This window comes from Pseudomonas nabeulensis, assembly GCF_004682045.1.
Classification (GTDB): Bacteria; Pseudomonadota; Gammaproteobacteria; order Pseudomonadales; family Pseudomonadaceae; genus Aquipseudomonas; species Aquipseudomonas nabeulensis.
This window is the reverse complement of the sequence record NZ_QUZT01000026.1, coordinates 60,939-78,187: the sequence shown is the minus strand read 5'-3', so window position 1 is coordinate 78,187 and position 17,249 is coordinate 60,939. Positions and strand designations below refer to the sequence as shown.

Annotated in this window: 20 protein-coding genes; 11 read left to right on the top strand and 9 right to left on the bottom strand. The window is 59.8% G+C overall.

What is annotated here, in order from left to right; all coding sequences use genetic code 11:
• Positions 1 to 46: 46 nt before the first annotated feature.
• The 5 genes from DYL61_RS15435 to DYL61_RS15415 all read right to left on the bottom strand — a co-directional run bounded on the left by DYL61_RS15435 (position 47) and on the right by DYL61_RS15415 (position 2,831).
• On the bottom strand, positions 47 to 418 hold the full coding sequence (locus DYL61_RS15435) for a glutathione S-transferase N-terminal domain-containing protein (RefSeq protein ID WP_135309018.1): 372 nt from the start codon (positions 416 to 418) through the stop codon (positions 47 to 49).
• A gap of 102 nt (positions 419 to 520) precedes the next feature.
• The gene (gene folE, locus DYL61_RS15430; protein WP_003236739.1) at positions 521 to 1,066 is read right to left on the bottom strand and encodes a GTP cyclohydrolase I FolE; all 546 of its coding nucleotides are present in this window, start codon (positions 1,064 to 1,066) and stop codon (positions 521 to 523) included.
• A gap of 78 nt (positions 1,067 to 1,144) precedes the next feature.
• Positions 1,145 to 1,702, bottom strand: a complete 558-nt coding sequence (locus DYL61_RS15425; protein ID WP_105694943.1) for a Smr/MutS family protein — start codon at positions 1,700 to 1,702, stop codon at positions 1,145 to 1,147.
• Between the two features lie 75 nt (positions 1,703 to 1,777).
• Positions 1,778 to 2,098, bottom strand: a complete 321-nt coding sequence (locus tag DYL61_RS15420) for a hypothetical protein (RefSeq protein WP_135309017.1) — start codon at positions 2,096 to 2,098, stop codon at positions 1,778 to 1,780.
• A 142-nt stretch (positions 2,099 to 2,240) separates the two neighbouring features.
• Complete coding sequence (locus tag DYL61_RS15415; protein WP_135309016.1) at positions 2,241 to 2,831, bottom strand: cysteine hydrolase family protein; 591 nt, start codon at positions 2,829 to 2,831, stop codon at positions 2,241 to 2,243.
• Positions 2,832 to 3,070: 239 nt separating this feature from the next.
• Here DYL61_RS15415 and prmB point away from each other — a divergent pair, with 239 nt between their 5' ends.
• Positions 3,071 to 3,979 carry a 50S ribosomal protein L3 N(5)-glutamine methyltransferase gene (gene prmB / locus DYL61_RS15410; RefSeq protein ID WP_135309015.1) on the top strand — a complete coding sequence of 303 codons (909 nt, stop codon included), beginning with the start codon at positions 3,071 to 3,073 and terminating at the stop codon, positions 3,977 to 3,979.
• 70 nt (positions 3,980 to 4,049) lie between these two features.
• Here prmB and DYL61_RS15405 read toward each other — a convergent pair whose 3' ends face one another.
• Together DYL61_RS15405 and DYL61_RS15400 are read right to left on the bottom strand one after the other, a co-directional pair.
• Positions 4,050 to 4,856 carry a hypothetical protein gene (locus tag DYL61_RS15405; RefSeq protein WP_135309014.1) on the bottom strand — a complete coding sequence of 269 codons (807 nt, stop codon included), beginning with the start codon at positions 4,854 to 4,856 and terminating at the stop codon, positions 4,050 to 4,052.
• Positions 4,857 to 4,955: 99 nt separating this feature from the next.
• Complete coding sequence (locus DYL61_RS15400) at positions 4,956 to 5,918, bottom strand: alpha/beta hydrolase (protein WP_135309013.1); 963 nt, start codon at positions 5,916 to 5,918, stop codon at positions 4,956 to 4,958.
• Between the two features lie 142 nt (positions 5,919 to 6,060).
• Here DYL61_RS15400 and aroC point away from each other — a divergent pair, with 142 nt between their 5' ends.
• The 4 genes from aroC (at position 6,061) to DYL61_RS15380 (ending at position 9,366) form a co-directional block, all read left to right on the top strand.
• Positions 6,061 to 7,152: a chorismate synthase gene (gene aroC / locus DYL61_RS15395; RefSeq protein WP_105523207.1), complete on the top strand. Its 1,092-nt coding sequence runs from the start codon at positions 6,061 to 6,063 to the stop codon at positions 7,150 to 7,152.
• A 58-nt stretch (positions 7,153 to 7,210) separates the two neighbouring features.
• Complete coding sequence (locus tag DYL61_RS15390) at positions 7,211 to 8,374, top strand: MFS transporter (RefSeq protein ID WP_135309012.1); 1,164 nt, start codon at positions 7,211 to 7,213, stop codon at positions 8,372 to 8,374.
• Positions 8,371 to 8,886, top strand: a complete 516-nt coding sequence (locus DYL61_RS15385) for an acireductone dioxygenase (protein ID WP_135309011.1) — start codon at positions 8,371 to 8,373, stop codon at positions 8,884 to 8,886. Before DYL61_RS15390 ends, DYL61_RS15385 begins: the two co-directional genes overlap by 4 nt.
• A 210-nt stretch (positions 8,887 to 9,096) precedes the next feature.
• On the top strand, positions 9,097 to 9,366 hold the full coding sequence (locus DYL61_RS15380) for a response regulator transcription factor (RefSeq protein ID WP_135309010.1): 270 nt from the start codon (positions 9,097 to 9,099) through the stop codon (positions 9,364 to 9,366).
• A 55-nt stretch (positions 9,367 to 9,421) separates the two neighbouring features.
• Here DYL61_RS15380 and DYL61_RS15375 read toward each other — a convergent pair whose 3' ends face one another.
• Positions 9,422 to 9,700 (bottom strand): DUF3509 domain-containing protein, encoded by a 279-nt coding sequence (locus DYL61_RS15375; protein ID WP_010208870.1) that lies wholly within the window; start codon positions 9,698 to 9,700, stop codon positions 9,422 to 9,424.
• A 355-nt stretch (positions 9,701 to 10,055) separates the two neighbouring features.
• Here DYL61_RS15375 and DYL61_RS15370 point away from each other — a divergent pair, with 355 nt between their 5' ends.
• The 5 genes from DYL61_RS15370 to DYL61_RS15350 all read left to right on the top strand — a co-directional run bounded on the left by DYL61_RS15370 (position 10,056) and on the right by DYL61_RS15350 (position 15,872).
• Positions 10,056 to 11,882 (top strand): long-chain-acyl-CoA synthetase, encoded by a 1,827-nt coding sequence (locus DYL61_RS15370; RefSeq protein WP_135309009.1) that lies wholly within the window; start codon positions 10,056 to 10,058, stop codon positions 11,880 to 11,882.
• Between the two features lie 112 nt (positions 11,883 to 11,994).
• A complete protein-coding gene (locus tag DYL61_RS15365) occupies positions 11,995 to 12,501 on the top strand; it encodes an ankyrin repeat domain-containing protein (protein ID WP_135309008.1) in 507 nt (168 codons plus the stop codon).
• Between the two features lie 41 nt (positions 12,502 to 12,542).
• The gene (locus tag DYL61_RS15360) at positions 12,543 to 13,073 is read left to right on the top strand and encodes a hypothetical protein (protein ID WP_135309007.1); all 531 of its coding nucleotides are present in this window, start codon (positions 12,543 to 12,545) and stop codon (positions 13,071 to 13,073) included.
• A gap of 68 nt (positions 13,074 to 13,141) precedes the next feature.
• Entirely contained in the window at positions 13,142 to 13,333 is a 192-nt protein-coding gene (locus DYL61_RS15355) for a PLDc N-terminal domain-containing protein (protein WP_003172956.1), read from the top strand.
• A 451-nt stretch (positions 13,334 to 13,784) separates the two neighbouring features.
• Complete coding sequence (locus tag DYL61_RS15350; protein WP_135309006.1) at positions 13,785 to 15,872, top strand: LTA synthase family protein; 2,088 nt, start codon at positions 13,785 to 13,787, stop codon at positions 15,870 to 15,872.
• A gap of 53 nt (positions 15,873 to 15,925) precedes the next feature.
• On the opposite strand, the gene DYL61_RS15345 is transcribed toward DYL61_RS15350, so the two are convergent.
• Positions 15,926 to 16,078: a DUF3309 family protein gene (locus tag DYL61_RS15345; protein ID WP_015885095.1), complete on the bottom strand. Its 153-nt coding sequence runs from the start codon at positions 16,076 to 16,078 to the stop codon at positions 15,926 to 15,928.
• 316 nt (positions 16,079 to 16,394) lie between these two features.
• Here DYL61_RS15345 and DYL61_RS15340 point away from each other — a divergent pair, with 316 nt between their 5' ends.
• The gene (locus DYL61_RS15340) at positions 16,395 to 17,210 is read left to right on the top strand and encodes an SDR family oxidoreductase (RefSeq protein ID WP_135309005.1); all 816 of its coding nucleotides are present in this window, start codon (positions 16,395 to 16,397) and stop codon (positions 17,208 to 17,210) included.
• The last annotated feature ends 39 nt before the right edge of the window (positions 17,211 to 17,249 follow it).

The window sequence follows — 17,249 nt, the reverse complement described above, 5'->3', positions numbered from 1 at the left end:
CTGGCATTAGGGCAAGCCCCCTCCCACATGGGTCCATCAGCGCCTGTCAGATAGCAGCAAACCGCTTATCCAGATAATCAATGATCACCTTAGAGTCATACATCCAGGTGGTCTGGCCATTCTCTTCAATCCGCAGGCACGGCACCTTGATCTTGCCGCCTTGCTCCAGCAGGGTCTGGCGGTCCTGCTCGTTGTTCTTCGCGTCCTTCAACGCCACCGGCACATTCAGGCGGTGCAGGGTGCGGCGGGTCTTCACGCAGAAAGGGCAGGCGTGGAACTGATACAGGGTCAAATCCTTGGCCGCTTCATTGACCTGCGCCTGTTGCTCGGCGGCGCGTTGTTTCTTGCGCGGGCGGGTAAGAAAGTCGCCGGCGATGATGATCTGGCCGAGGCCCACTCGAAGTGCTTTGACGAACATGGCTCAAACCTCTTGCCCATTAACGAAGGGGCCGCAGCTTACCTGATTTTGGCGGACGAAAAAAAACCGGCGATGAACGCCGGTTTTTTCCTACCCCGCCGGTTACTTGATCAGGCTGAGGAATTCGCTGCGGGTGGCCGCGTTTTCGCGGAACTCACCGAGCATCACCGACGTGATCATCGACGAGTTCTGCTTCTCCACGCCGCGCATCATCATGCACATGTGCTTGGCTTCGATCACCACCGCCACGCCCAGGGCGCCGGTCACTTGCAACACGGCATCGGCGATCTGGCGGCTGAGGTTTTCCTGGATCTGCAGGCGGCGGGCGTACATATCGACGATCCGCGCGACCTTCGACAGGCCCAGCACTTTGCCGCTCGGGATATACGCGACGTGGGCCTTGCCGATGAACGGCAGCAGGTGGTGTTCGCACAGCGAGTACAACTCGATGTCCTTGACCAGCACCATTTCGCTGTTGTCGGAGCTGAACAAGGCACCGTTGGTGACTTCTTCCAGTGTCTGTTCATAGCCGCGGCAGAGGTACTGCATGGCCTTGGCGGCACGTTTTGGCGTGTCGAGCAGACCCTCGCGGGAAACGTCCTCGCCGAGCTGGCCGAGGATCGCGGTGTAATTCTGTTCCAGGGACATGAAACTACCTGTGGGATTTTCGCAAAGCGCAAGGTTACGGTGGCGGGCACATCGCTGCAAGCCTGACGATGGCACTTGTTACTCGTCGCGACCTTCCATCATGGTGCGCTTGAGCATCACATACACCGCGCCCGCGCCGCCGTGGCGGGCCTGGCACGAGGTAAAACCGAGTACCTGGGCATGCTGGCGCAACCAAGTGTTGACGTGGCTCTTGATCATCGGGCGCTTGCCGTCCAGCCGCACAGCCTTGCCGTGGGTCACGCGCACGCAGCGGATTTCGAATTTGGTGGCTTCGGCGAGAAAGGCCCACAGGGTTTCGCGGGCTTTTTCTACGTTCATGCCATGCAGGTCCAGGCTACCCTCGAACGGGATCTGGCCAGCCTTGAGCTTGCGCATCTGGCTTTCCTGCACGCCGTCGCGGGCCCACATCAGCTCGTCTTCGGGGCCGACATCGATCACGAACTGGTCTGACAGACCGTCCACGGTGGTGGCGTCAGTGCGCACGGTCGCAGCCTGGCGCAGTTTGGCGATCTGCGCCCGGTCGGACTTGGGTTTGCCGGTGTCGGCGCGGTCGTGCTTGATCGGCTTGACGCCGCGCAGCTCGTTTTTGAACAGGGAAAAATCGTCGTCTTGCATGTCAGCCTCCGCGAAGGGCGGGCAGTTTACCTAAATCGCGGCGGCCGGGGCGCAGGAAACGCTATCCAAGCGCCATCAGTCGTGCTTTTTCATCAGGTGTGCAGAGATATTCAGTGACAGTGGCTGGCGCATTTTCCGACGACTGCGACGCCATAACGCCACGCCCATCCACACCACCAGCAAGCCGATCACCAGCAGGATAGCCGAGCCACCAGGGCTGGCATTCAGCTCACCAAGGGCTGGCGAATGGCCAAACAAACCGGCGCCACCAGCGCCGGCCAACAGCAAACCAATAATCGCCAGCAGCAGGGCAAAGCCCGCTACCAGGCGCAGACGCCAGTTGCTTGGGCCCTTGGGGCGCAAGCGACGAGCATCGAATCCATCGGATATCTTCATTCCGACCTTTCCTCCAGGGTATCGGCCCTTCGACCGGACATTACACAGGTTGTTCCGGGGGGAGAGGTAAATGCGCCAAATGAAAGGGCTTGGCGGATGAGCGGGTCAATAAACATTGCCGCGCCGCTCATCCGAAGGACGATCAGATCAGATCTTTGGTCGCCGCGAGTGTGGCGAAATTGTCAGCCATGATGGCCATTTCGGTCTGCTGCACATGCTCGGCACTCAGGATGCCGCCTTTGTAGGGCAGGTCGCGGGTGGCGCAGGCGTCTTCCACCAGGGTGCAGCGAAAGCCCAGGTTCTTGGCGGCACGCACGGTGGTGCTCACGCTGGAGTGGCTCATGAAGCCGCAGACGATCAGGTCCAGGGAGCCAAGATCTTGCAAGTGCTTCTCAAGGCCGGTGCCGTGGAAGGCGCTGGGCAGCAGCTTGCCGATGATGGTTTCGTCACCTTCGGGTTCCAGGCCGGTGATGAATTCACCGCGCTCGCCCTGTGGATCAAACAGGCCGCCGACGGTGCCCAAGTGGCGTACATGCACGATGGGGCGCCCAGCGTTACGCGCTGCTGACACAAGCTGCTTGATATTGCCAACGGCCGCGTCCATGCCCGAGAGGGCGAGTGGGCCGCTGAGGTATTCCTTCTGGGCGTCGATGATCACGAGGGTCGCATGGCTGAGGTTCGCTGCTGCGTAACCGCGACCGCTGAGTTGAAACATCGTCTTTGGAACGGACATTCTGGGGCTCCTGTGAGGGGGGCTTTTGTCACATTGTCCACTGGCTGAGCGGTTCTGTGAATCGCTACCATCGTAAGGTACGCCGTTGTTGACGTGCAGCCATGTCAAGTGGTGCTGTTGTTTAACACAATGCTGGCAATTTGGATGAAATCCGACGGATGGCGAAGGTGTTTCGTACATCGTCGGTACAGGTGAAGGCTGTTAGAATCGCCAGTCGTTTTTTCCAGGAGTCTGCCCCCGTGATCACTTCCCGCCTGCGCACCTTGCGCGACCATATCCGTTGGGCTGTCAGCCGTTTCCATGGGGAAGACCTGTTTTTTGGCCATGGCACCGACAATGCCTGGGACGAAGCGCGCCAATTGGTGCTCGGCGCCCTACACCTGCCGTGGGAAATTGCCGACAGTTACCTGGACTGCAACCTGGAAGAAGAGGAAATCTCTCACGTACAGCGCTTGTTGCACCGCCGTATTCACGAGCGTGTACCCACCGCCTACCTGTTGAAGGAAGCCTGGTTCTGCGGCATGTCGTTTATTGTCGATGAGCGCGTGTTGATCCCGCGTTCACCGATTGGCGAGCTGATCGAAAACCGCTTCGAACCCTGGCTGGCCCAACCGCCGGCACGCATTCTTGACCTGTGCACCGGCTCTGGCTGCATCGGCATTGCATGCGCCTATGAGTTCCAGGACGCTGAGGTGGTACTGGGCGACTTGTCGTTTGAAGCCTTGGAAGTGGCCAACCAGAATATCGAGCGCCATGGCGTGGATGAGCGCGTCTACACCGTGCAGGGCGACGGCTTCGATGGTTTGCCGGGGCAGCGTTTCGACCTGATTGTGTCCAACCCGCCGTATGTGGATGCCGAAGATTTCGCCGATATGCCGGATGAATACCAGCATGAGCCGGAGCTGGGCCTGGCCTGTGGCGATGATGGCTTGAACCTGGTGCGGCGCATGCTGGCCGAAGCGGCAGACCATTTGACCGAGAAAGGCCTGCTGATCGTTGAAGTGGGCAACAGTCAGGTTCACGTCGAAGCGTTGTACCCGGAAGTGGATTTTGCCTGGCTGGACTTCCAGCGTGGTGGGCATGGGGTGTTTATGTTGACGGCGGAGCAGTGCCGTCAGCATCAGGCCATTTTCGCCGCACGGGTTTAAAGGTCGTAAATAGGGCCAATGTGGGAGGGGGCAAGCCCCCTCCCACATTTGATCGCATTTCAATCCGCTATCAGCGGTGCGTGGCAATCCAGATCAACAACCCCGCCTGAAACACCGTAAACGCCACCAGACACGTAATGGTAAAGCGCAAGCCGCTGTCCTCACGCTTGAACTTGGTGACCTTTTCCTCTTCCTTGCGCAGCTTCACTTCGTTCTCGGCCAAATTCTGCTCGGCCTGTTGCAGCATTTGCGCCGCTTCCAGAATCTCGACGAACTGCACCTTTTCGGTGTTCCAACTGTCCAGCACGTCGCTGACCTTGCCCGGTTGCACGGTGCCTTTGAGGTGCTGCACGTCGGCGTAGGCCACATCAAAGCCGTGTACCCGCAAAAAGTGATCGCGGCGCAGGCGGGTGGCTTCGTTGAGTGCGTCCTTGTTGGACAGATCGATGCCGTCGATGCGGTAGTTCGCGCCTTTCTTTTTCGCCCATGCCGCGCCTTGTGCTACCAGAAAACGCCCCAAGCCACGGTTGGCCGGTTCGATTTCCAGGCTGTTGCCTGGGCCGAAGTGCACACGATGGGTGTCGTGATCGACCCATACATCCAAATGATTTTGTTCGCTGCGCACGCGCTGGCCGGGCAACTGGATGACCATGCGCAACAGGCTGCGGTGTTTGTCATTGCGCTCGGCGTAGCCGAACTGCACGAAACGCAGGGGCCGTCCGCCGGTGGCGCGGTCGGTGGTCAGCGGCGCCAGGCGCAGCATTTTGAAATGCTCGGCGTGAACATCCGCCCACGGCAGGGGCGCCGCGTCGACGGCCTCGGTTTTTTCAGCCGGGGTGTCGGCGGTGGATTCCGGTGTTGCTTCAGTGGTTGTCATGCGGCGCGATCCTGTCCAAGCCCAGCAAGCCGACAGTCTTTTTGCTGTCGACTCTGGGCTTATCGGCCGCTTTCTGTAGGACTGGAGGCAAATTGTCGCTTAACGGGGTTGAAGTCCGTCGATAAAGCGCACCACACGGGTTCCCAGCTCGGCGGCGAGGGGTAATTGCGGGTCGTTGTAGGACGCCAATTGCTGCTTCACGTCGTTAGGCACGATGCGCATCACGTGGTTCATACCCTCGATCACCGCCAACTGTGCATCGGGCTTGGCTTTTTTCAGTTGCCGAGCATCGCCGACGCCGACCTGGATATCGTTGGTGCCCTGGATAATCAGCGCCGGCATGTCCAGCTTGGCGAACGCAGCGGAGGGATCGGCACGGAACAGGCTGATCAGATAGGGCTGCACACTCGGTCGGAAAATGCCCTCCAGCGGGCCGGGTACGTCCGTATCCACCTGGCCGGCCTTGAGGTGGTCGAGAATTTGATTGCTGCGCAGCAGCAGGGCAGGGGGCAGGTGGTCAGCCAGTTGTTGGCGAATCACCTGGTCTACCGGGCGGGCACTGCCGGACAGGGAAACCACGCCAGCCGGCTCAAGTTGCGGTGCAGCGAGGGCGGCCACTAGGGCGCCTTCACTGTGGCCGAGCAGCACCAGTGGCCCCATGCGCGGGTCGGCCTTGAGCAGTTTGCTCCATGCCACGGCGTCAGACACATAGGCGTCCAGGGTCAGGTTGCGCTCATCGGGGGTGGCGGCCAGGCTGGCGGCCACGCCGCGTTTGTCATAGCGCACGCTGGCGATGTTGTGGCGGGCCAGTACCCAGGCCAGGCGCTTGAGGCTGTCATTGCGCGCGCCATCGGCACTGTTGCCGTTGCGGTCGGTGGGGCCGGAACCGGCGATGATCAGCACCACCGGCACCGGTTTGTCGGACTGGGGCAGCAGCAATGAGCCAAACAGCTCGCCACTGCCGGTGTCCAGGCTGATGGGGCGTTGCAGCACAACCGGGGACGCGGCCTGGGCCACGGCGCTAAACAGTGTCAGGGTAAACAGCAAAACTCGCAGCATCATCGCGCCATCATCAGGGAGGTGTCGGTTCGACCAATGTCTACCGGGAAGGTTTCGAGGATGAACTACTCGGTTGCCCCGCGTATACTGGCGCGCTTGGTTATCACCCCTGAGTGATTACAACTGATTTCACGGAGCGCCCTGCATGTCCGGCAATACCTTCGGCAAGCTGTTCACTGTCACCACCGCGGGCGAAAGCCATGGCCCGGCGTTGGTCGCCATTGTCGATGGCTGCCCGCCCGGCCTCGAGCTGTCCCTGGAAGACCTGCAGCGTGACCTCGACCGCCGCAAGCCCGGCACCAGCCGCCACACCACCCAGCGCCAGGAGCCCGACGAAGTCGAGATTCTCTCCGGCGTCTTCGAGGGCCGCACCACCGGCTGCGCCATCGGCCTGTTGATCCGCAACACCGACCAGAAGTCCAAGGACTACTCGGCGATCAAGGACCTGTTCCGCCCGGCCCACGCCGACTACACCTACCACCACAAATACGGCGAACGCGACTATCGTGGCGGTGGCCGCAGCTCGGCCCGCGAAACCGCAATGCGCGTGGCTGCCGGTGCCATCGCCAAGAAATACCTGGCCACCCAGGGCATCGTGATCCGTGGCTACATGAGTCAACTGGGTCCGATTGAAATCCCGTTCAAGACCTGGGATAGCGTGGAAGACAACGCCTTTTTCAGCCCCGACCCCGACAAAGTGCCGGAACTGGAAGCCTATATGGACCAGTTGCGCCGCGACCAGGACTCCGTCGGCGCCAAGATCACCGTGGTTGCCGAAGGCGTCAAGCCGGGCCTGGGCGAGCCGATTTTCGACCGCCTGGACGCCGAGCTGGCCCATGCCTTGATGAGCATCAACGCAGTGAAGGGCGTTGAAATCGGTGCGGGTTTTGCCTGTGTTTCACAGCGTGGCACCGAACACCGCGACGAGCTGACCCCGGAAGGTTTCCTCAGCAACAACGCGGGTGGCATCCTCGGCGGTATTTCCTCCGGCCAGCCGATTGTGGCGCACTTGGCGCTCAAGGCCACGTCGAGCATCACCACGCCGGGCCGCTCGATCGATGTACACGGCAACCCGGTGGATGTGATCACCAAGGGCCGCCACGACCCATGCGTTGGCATCCGTGCCACACCGATTGCCGAAGCCATGATGGCCATTGTTTTGATGGATCATTTGCTGCGCAATCGTGGGCAGAACGCCGACGTACACGTGACCACCCCCGTACTGGGTCAGCTGTGACGGGCTGTTGTGGCGAGGGAGCTCGCTCCCGCTGGGCTGCAAAGCAGCCCCCTAAACAATGACCCCCGATCTCCCCTACTGGCGTCTCTCCAGCTTCTACCTCTTCTACTTCGCCCTCTTGGGGGCGACGGCGCCCTTCCTGGCGCTGTACTTCGATCACCTTGGCTTCACCAGCGCGCGCATCGGCGAGCTGGTGGCCATCCCCATGCTGATGCGCTGCGTAGCCCCTAACCTGTGGGGCTGGCTCGGCGATTACACCGGGCGGCGCCTGGCCATCGTGCGCTTTGGTGCGGTGTGCACGTTGATGAGTTTTTCGCTGATCTTTATCAGCAAGACCTACGCCTGGCTGGCCCTGGTGATGGCCTTGCATGCGTTCTTCTGGCACGCGGTATTACCCCAGTTTGAAGTGATCACCCTGGCGCACCTGCAAAAACAGACCGCCCGCTACAGCCAGATCCGCCTGTGGGGCTCCATCGGCTTTATCCTCACCGTGGTGATCATGGGGCGCTTGTTCGACTGGCTGAGCCTGGACATCTACCCGGTGGTGGTCGTGGTGATCATGGCCGGCATTATTGGCGCCAGCCTGTGGGTGCCGAATGCCCAGCCTGCCAGCCACGGCCATCGCCTGGCCGGTGAGGGTTTTCTCAAGCAACTGCGTAGCCCCGGCGTGCTGGCGTTTTATGCCTGTGTGGCGTTGATGCAAATGAGCCATGGCCCGTATTACACCTTCCTCACGTTGCACCTCGAACACCTGGGCTACAGCCGTGGTGTGATCGGTCTGTTGTGGGCGTTGGGGGTGGTGGCCGAAGTCCTGATGTTCCTGGCCATGAGCCGCATCCTCACGCGTTTTTCAATCCGTCGGGTGCTGCTGGCCAGTTTTCTATTGGCGGCGTTGCGCTGGCTGTTACTGGGCTCGTTCGCCGAGTTTTTCTGGGTGCTGTTGTTGGCCCAAGTGCTGCACGCGGCCACCTTCGGCAGTTTTCATGCGGCAGCGATTGCCTTTGTGCAACGCAGTTTTGGCGATAAACAACAAGGCCAGGGCCAGGCCCTCTACGCTGCCCTGGCCGGCACCGGTGGTGCATTGGGTGCGCTGTATTCGGGCTACAGCTGGAACCTGCTGGGGCCGACCGTCACGTTCAGCATCGCCAGCGTCGCGGCCCTCGCCGCTGCCGTTATCATCGGTTTTCGATTGCAAGAGCAGAACCAAGGAACTTCTCAATGAGTTATGTCGCCGTCTACGCCGTCGCTTCACCGGACACCCCGAACAAGGTCCTGACCCATTTCGATGACATCGCCGCGACCCTGGCTGAGCACGGCGCGCGCTTTGAGCGTTGGCAGCCCAGCCCAGTGGAGAAGGGCACCAGCGATGCGCAACTGATTGCGGCGTATCAGGCGCAGATCGATGCACTGGGTTACGCCAACGTCGAAGTGCTGCGCCATTCGCCCGGCGAGGAGCGCGAACACGGGCTTAAAGAGCGCCGCTACAGCGAAGATCACGTACGGTTCTTTATCGCCGGGCAGGGCCTGTTTGCGCTGCACATTGGCGACTACGTTTATGCCGTACGCTGTGAAAAAAATGACCTGCTGGTGATTCCGGCGGGCATGGCTCACTGGTTTGACATGGGCGAGAACCCACATTTCATTACCCTGCGGGTTTTCAATACGGATAAAGGCTTTAAGCCAGAGTTTACCGGCGTCGAGTTGGCCGGTGACTTCCCGGGGATGGATGACTAAGCATAAGTTTCAGATTGTTCAACTCAGTCAAGTTTGAAGTTGTTGTGGGAAGAAACCTAAAGTTCTGTAGGGCGAGGCTGTTTATGCTCGCCCCTACGCCTTAGTACCAATCGTTATGTAACTCTCTGCGGCATCATTGTTTATATCACCTGTCAATAGGAGGAATCCGAAGGGTGATAGGGCATCAGCCAGTAAGAAGGAGAGCACTTAATGAACGGTCACAAGGAATCGTTTCTGCCACCCTACAGCATGCCCACTGCTGTCAGGCGGCGCCTGAGCTTGTTGGGCAAACCCTTGACCCCTGCGGAAGTGGAAATTCTGCGTTGGGCGGCGGAAGGCAAGACCGTCTGGGAAATCAGCCAGATTCGCGCCACTTCCGAAGCCACCGTGAAATTCCACCTGCGCAATATCTACGGCAAACTGGATGTCTCCAACCGTGTACAGGCGATGAACGAAGCGGCGCGACAGGGGTTGTGCTGACCCAAAAAAAGGCCGCGACGCTCAACGGCGTCACGGCCTTTTTTGTGTCTTGTGCTTAGGCCGAATGGTAGGTCGGCAGCGCAAAGCGGTTTTGGCTTTGCAGCATCGAAATCTGCGGCAGGTCGCTGGCTTGTTCAGCCAGGTCACGGCGAATCGCGCTGATGACCCAGGTCAGTTGGTCGGCGGTGTGCAGCTGCTGGTAGGAGATCGAGCGCTTGACCTGCTTACCTTCACTGTTGCGCAGGGTCAACAGGATGCCACCGTCGGGACGTGGCTGGGTGGTGACGTCGTAGTTGGAGAATACTGAAGCGAATTTATCTTGGATCAGGCTCATGTCTATCAGCTCCATTGGCTCAAGTGGGCAAGCATGGAGTGATAGGTGCAGTGATTGTGCCAGCTAGTGAGTTTCTAAAAAATCCTTATAAATCAATAGGTTGTAAATTTTCAAGATTTTCGGTTTCGTGCAATTTGCATGAATGGCCATCATGCATCCTGCATTTTGCGCTACTCAACCCGTGGGTTTGCCGCGCCGATACTGCTAGAGACTGCCATGCCACGGCTTAATTCCGTTTTCCTGGCGGTCGCCCATCGGGATACAAAACATTTCAAATCCTGCGTGTACAGCCGCGGAAGGGCTGACGTATTTTCCTGCGAGGCATAACGAAGAATAAGAAAAAGGATGTTCCTCCATGAACCACCCGCAAAACGACAGGATCACCTGGGGCATGATGCTGCGTAAGGTGCCCGCCATCATGCGTGCACTGCCACGGGTGGTGCGTGGCATGCGCGCCGCCAATGTCACCGACCCGGCGCAGCCGTGCGGCCTCGGTTGGCATTTTGAGCAAGCCGCGTTGCGCAACCCGCAAGGCGCTGCGTTGCTCTTCGGTGACCGTGTACTCAGCTATCACGAGGCCAACCAGCAGGCCAACCGTATCGCCCACCACCTGCAAGCCCAGGGCATCGTCAAGGGCGACGTGGTGGCACTGTTTATCGAGAATCGCCCGGAGCTGCTGCTCAGCGTATTGGCCGTGGCCAAGCTGGGCGGCATCTGCGCCATGCTCAACACGGCGCAAACCCAGGGTGCGCTGGTGCATAGCCTGAACTTGGTGAACCCGGTGGCTATCGTCGTCGGCGCCGAATTGGTCAGTACTTATGAGGCCGTGCGTGATCAGGTGCGAATCCCGGCAGAGCGTACCTGGTTCGTTGCCGATCAACAGGCCGGCGGGGTGCCTGAAGGGTATAGCGATCTGCTGAGCGCCAGCGCGGAATGCCCGGTAGACAACCCGGCCAGCACCGCGCAGATCTTTTTCAACGACCCTTGCTTCTATATCTACACCTCCGGGACTACCGGCTTGCCCAAGGCCGGCATCATGAAGCATGGCCGCTGGACCAAGACCGCCGTGAGTTTCGGCAGCATTGCTCTCGATATGGGCCCGGACGATGTGGTGTATTGCACTTTGCCGCTGTACCACGCCACCGGCCTGTGTGTGTGCTGGGGCTCGGCGATTGTCGGTGCGTCGGGGTTCGCGATTCGCCGCAAATTCAGCGCGAGCCAGTTCTGGGATGATGTGCGCCAATACAAGGCCACCACGTTGGGCTACGTCGGTGAGCTGTGCCGCTACCTGCTTGACCAGCCACCCAGCGAGCATGATCGCGACAACCCGGTGGTCAAGATGGTCGGCAATGGCTTGCGCCCTGGAGTATGGGCGCAGTTCAAGGCGCGCTATGGCGTCGAGCATATCTGTGAGTTGTATGCCGCCAGCGACGGCAATATCGGCTTTACCAACATCCTGAATTTCGACAACACCATCGGCTTTTGCCTGCAACATTGGGCGCTGGTGGACTACGCCCACGACAGCGGCGAACCGCTGCGGGGCGGCGATGGATTCATGCGTAAGGTGCCAACGGGCGGGCAGGGCCTGCTGCTGGCCAGGATTGACGAAAAGTCACCCTTCGACGGCTACACCGACCCGGAGAAGAACCGCAAGGTGATCCTCACCGACGTGTTCGAGAAAGGCGATCGCTACTTCAACACCGGCGATCTGGTGCGCAGTATCGGCTTCGGCCATGCGCAATTTGTCGACCGTCTGGGCGACACCTATCGCTGGAAAGGCGAAAACGTCTCTACCACCGAGGTGGAAAACGTTTTGCTGCAACACCCGCAGATCGCCGAAGTGGTGGCTTATGGTGTCGAAATCGAAAACACCAATGGTCGCGCCGGCATGGTCGCCATCACGCCGAGCGAGTCCCTGGCGGCCCTGGACATGCGAGAGTTGCTGCAATTCGCCCACGGCCAGTTGCCGCCCTATGCGGTCCCGCTGTTCCTGCGTATCAAGGTGAAGATGGAAACCACCGGCACGTTCAAATACCAGAAGGTGCGGCTCAAGGAAGAAGCGTTCGACCCGGTTAAGGCGGGCAACGATCCGGTATTCGCCTGGTTACCCGGCTCGGACTGCTACGTGCCGGTGACGGATCAACTGCTGGCGCAGATTCAGGCAGGGCAGTTCCGTTACTGAAGGTCGCGTGATTGATTCTGCCTATGGCCGCTTTTGACAAAAAAACCATGACAGCGGGGAACTCCATGGCGACACTGGCCGCCCTATACAGCATCAGACAAGGAGCCCCCACATGTCCCAGCAAATGACCGAAGACGAAGCCGCCGAATTTGCCGAGCAGGTCTTTGACGTGGCCCGTCGTGGCGACGCAGCCATGCTCGCCGCGCTGCTGGCCAAGGGCTTGCCCGCCAACTTCCGTAACCACAATGGCGACACCCTGCTCATGCTCGCGGCCTACCACGGCCACGCCGATGCGGTAAAAGTGCTGCTGGAGTTCAAGGCCGACCCGCAGATCGCCAACGACAAGAACCAGTTGCCAATTGCCGGTGCCGCGTTCAAAGGCAATCTGGATGTGGTCAAGGCGCTGATCGAAGGCGGAGCGCCGGTGGATGCATCCTCGTCCGATGGGCGCACCGCGTTGATGATGGCGGCGATGTTCAATCGCGTGGAAATGCTCGACTACCTGCTCGGCCAAGGCGCAAATCCCAAGGCCACCGATGCCCAGGGCGCCACCGCGCTGGCAGCGGCACAGACCATGGGCGCGATGGATACGGCGGCGAAGTTGCAGAAACTGGTGTAGGCTTTGCGCCCTCAAAAACCAGCCCGCCACAGGAACGCCCCATGAAAACCGCCCTCGTCGAACTTATCAGCAAAATCAGCGCCGGCGTCATGGGCGAAGACGAGGTGGCGCGCATCGCCGAAGAAGCGGCCCAGGCCTACGCGGACCCGGCGGCATTTCTGGCGGCCAACCCGGATATCAACTACGACGACAGCTTCCCGATCCCACTGGGTGAATGGGTGGTCGTCGGCAGCTTGCCGGACACCGTGCTGTTCCAGGCCGATACCTACGGCGACCTGTTTGCGCACATCGTCGCGTCGTTCGGCCCGGGTGTGGCGTTCAACCTCAAGCCCAAGCAACTGGCCAAGACCGACGACTTGACCGCGCTGAACCGCATCCAGATCCAGATGAGTGCCCTTAGCCAGGAAGAGGGCGGCTATGTGCTGGTCAATTTCAGCCAGTTGCTGGATGACGAGATCCAGGCAGTGCTGGTCCACGGCAATGACCTGCCGCGCGTGCTGGAACTGTGTGCCGAAGTCGGTATCAAGGGCGAGCCGTCCCTGGAAGCGCTGCGCGTTGCCGTCCACGTTTGAAATAAAACGGAACCGCCGTCAGGGCTGACTATCCTACAAGTGCATGCCCTCACTTTAGGAGCGACACCATGGGTTCCACCTTTAATGGTTTGATCGGGCTGATCATCCTGGCGCTGGATATCTGGGCGATCATCAACGTATTCAAAAGCGGCGCGAGCACGGGCGCCAAAGTGTTGTGGATCTTGTTGATCCTGTTGCTGCCGGTGCTGGGCCTGATTATCTGGGCGATTGCCGGGCCGCGGGGGAATGTGCGGATTTAAGGTAAAGGCGACGCCATTCCTGTAGTGAGCGGGCTTGCCCCGCGCTGGGTGGCGCAGCCGCCCTAAATCCATTCGACTCGGTCTACCTGAAAAACCGAGGCGCCTGGGTTTAGGGCGGCTGCGCCACCCAGCGCGGGGCAAGCCCGCTCACTACAGAGGCCATGTTGGGTATGACAGCTCTTAACTGACTGGCATTAGGGCCAACCCCTCCCACATTTGCTCCACAGGGGCAGGGAGATTTGTGTATCGAAATATTCGCTGCACACAATTTTCACATCCCATCCAAGACAATTCGCCGGCTTATATCCCTACCAAGGCTCTATCTCGGATGCCTTAAAGGCAGGGCAACGGTGCACGTTCAGTAATTAATAGCCTTGCTGCCACTGATCGGGCACCATTCGCGCCACTGCATTACTTCGAAACTTAAACTTCCAATGGGTCCTGAAACGACATGGCAAACCCGGACGCCCTGAATCAGCAGCGAGCTTCTAATCGCCTGCTGCAACCGACCGTCAAATCCCATCTGGCATACACGCTGCTCTGCGCACTGGTCATGATGGTGATGTTCTCCCTGCTGCGCCTGGCGCTGCTGGTGTACAACCGCGAGATGATCCTCGATACGCCGGCCTCGACCTTCCTTGAAGCGTTCGTCAACGGCACGCGTTTTGACATCCGCTTTGTGATGTACGCGCTGGTGCCGCTGCTGCTGGCACTGTTCAGCGTACGTGCCATGGCCGCGCGTGGGTTCTTTCGTTTCTGGCTGACCATTGCGTCGAGCATCGCCCTGTTCCTGGGCTTGATGGAAATGGACTTCTACCGCGAGTTCCACCAGCGCCTCAATGGCTTGGTGTTCCAGTACGTGAAGGAAGACCCGAAAACCGTGATGAGCATGCTCTGGTACGGTTTCCCGGTGGTGCGCTACCTGCTGGCCTGGGCCGTGGGCACGCTGATCCTGAGCATGGCCTTCAAAGGCGCCGACCGCGCCACGCGCCCACGCGGCCCGTTCAGCGGTGGCAGCATCGGCACCCGCCAAGTGGCGCCGTGGTATACGCGCATCGCGGTATTCGTGGTGTGCCTGTTGATCGCTGTGGTCGCCATCCGTGGCACCCTGCGCCAGGGCCCGCCGCTGCGTTGGGGTGACGTCTACACCACTGACTCGAACTTCGCCAACCAGTTGGGCCTCAATGGCACCTTGTCGCTGATCGCAGCCGCCAAGGCGCGCTTCTCCGAAGACCGCACCAACATCTGGAAAGCCACCCTGGACCAGCCGCTGGCCACCCAGACCGTGCGTGACATGCTGGTACTGCCGCAAGAGAAGCTGGTAGACGCCGACATCGCCGCCGTGCGCCGCGACTACACCCCACCGGCCGAGAAGACCCTGCCGATCAAGAACGTGGTCGTGATCCTGATGGAAAGCTTCGCCGGTCACTCGGTGGGCGCCCTGGGTCGTCCGGGCAATATCACGCCGTACTTCGACAAACTGTCCAAGGAAGGCCTGCTGTTCGACCGCTTCTTCTCCAACGGCACCCACACCCACCAGGGTATGTTTGCCACCATGGCGTGCTTCCCGAACCTGCCAGGCTTCGAATACCTGATGCAGACCCCGGAAGGCAGCCACAAGCTGTCGGGCCTGCCGCAGTTGCTCAGTGCGCGCAAGTTTGACGACGTGTACGTCTACAACGGCGACTTCGCCTGGGACAACCAGTCGGGCTTCTTCAGCAACCAGGGCATGACCAACTTCATCGGCCGCAACGACTTCGTCGACCCGGTGTTCTCCGACCCGACGTGGGGCGTGTCCGACCAGGACATGTTCAACCGTGGCCTAGAAGAGTTGAAGGCGCGTGAAGGCGGCAAGCCGTTCTACGCCTTGCTGCAAACCCTGTCCAACCACACGCCGTATGCGTTGCCGACCCCATTGCCGGTGGACAAAGTCACCGACCGTGGCAGCCTCAACGAGCATTTGACGGCGATGCGCTATTCCGACTGGGCCCTGGGCCAGTTCTTTGAAAAGGCCCGCAAGGAGCCGTACTTCAAGGAAACCCTGTTCGTCATCGTGGGTGACCACGGCTTCGGCAACGAACAGCAGATCACCGAGATGGACCTGGGCCGCTTCAACGTGCCGATGCTGATGATTGCTCCGGGCATGCAGGAGAAGTTCGGCGAGCGTGACCACACCGTGGGCACCCAGATCGACATCGTGCCGACCATCATGGGCCGCCTCGGTGGCGATACCCTGCACCAGTGCTGGGGCCGCGACCTGCTGAACCTGCCGGAAGGCGACAAGGGCTTCGGCGTGATCAAGCCATCGGGCAGCGACCAGACCGTCGCCCTGGTGACCGCAGACCGCATTCTGGTTCTGCCCAAGGAAATGCCACCTAAGCTGTGGGAATACGAACTGGGCGCCAACCCGACCGGTAAAGTGATCCCAGCGTCGCCGGACGAGGCGGCGTTGAAGCAGAAACTCGAGTCGTTCCTGCAAACCGCTACCAAGAGCCTGTTGGACAACACCGCCGGTGTGGTCAACGGCAAGCCGGACTAACTAACCGGCCATAAAAAAGAGGCCTTGATGGCCTCTTTTTTTGTGCGTGGCGTTTATATCCGACCGAGCAGCAACAACACCAGCAGCACGACCAGTACGACACCGAGGATACCCGACGGGCCATAACCCCAGTTACGCGAGTGGGGGAACACTGGCAAACCACCGACCAGCAGGAGGATAAGGATAATGATCAGAATAAGGCTCATAGTGTGTTTTCCTTGTAGGCCTTCTGCAAGACCGGTTATTCAACGATAGGCCCATAGTTAGTTACGGACGCCTTATCAACTCCGACTCGTGCGCTGCGCAGAAAATTCCAAGTTTTTTTAAAGCGATTTGCGAACTTGCTTATTTCTTTTATTGCACTCGCTTAGTTAAAAAATATTGAACTTGGGCGATGCGCAAGTTTCCGACCTGCTTGCGGGTTTGCCTGGGGCATTCATCACTCTGATGGTACGTGGGTAAGTAAAAAACCTTCGCTACACTGCCGGTCACTTCTTCCGTGAACCACAAGGCAACTTTCCTATGCAAAATCGCATGATGATCACTGGCGCCGGGTCCGGCCTGGGTCGTGAAATCGCTCTGCGCTGGGCCCGCGAGGGTTGGCAGTTGGCGTTGTCGGACGTCAGTGAACCGGGCTTGCAGGAAACCCTCAAGTTAGTGAAAGAGGCCGGTGGTGATGGTTTTATCCAGCGCTGCGATGTGCGCGACTACAGCCAGCTCACTGCGTTTGCCCAGGCCTGTGAGGTCAAGCTCGGCGGGATCGATGTGATCGTCAACAATGCCGGCGTGGCCTCGGGCGGCTTCTTTGCCGAGCTGTCCCTGGAAGACTGGGACTGGCAGATCGCGATCAACCTGATGGGCGTGGTCAAGGGCTGCAAGGCGTTCCTGCCGCTGCTGGAAAAGAGCAAGGGACGCATCATCAATATCGCCTCCATGGCAGCCCTGATGCAGGGCCCGGCCATGAGCAACTACAACGTGGCCAAGGCCGGTGTGGTCGCGCTGTCGGAGAGTTTGCTGGTGGAGCTCAAGCAACAGGAAGTCGGTGTGCACGTGGTGTGCCCGTCATTCTTCCAGACCAACCTGTTGGACTCGTTTCGTGGGCCGACGCCGGCGATGAAAGCCCAGGTCGGTAAGTTGCTGGAAAGTTCGCCGATCACGGCGGCTGACATCGCCGATTACATCTACCAGCGCGTGGCGGAAGGTGAATTCATGATCCTGCCCCATGAGCAAGGGCGGATGGCGTGGGCGTTGAAGCAGAAGAACCCGCAGTTGCTGTACGACGAGATGACCAGCATGGCCGATAAGATGCGCGCGAAGGCGCAAGCCGCCAAGGGCTGATGCACCACATTTTGATATGGGTTCTGTCAGTTAAATTAC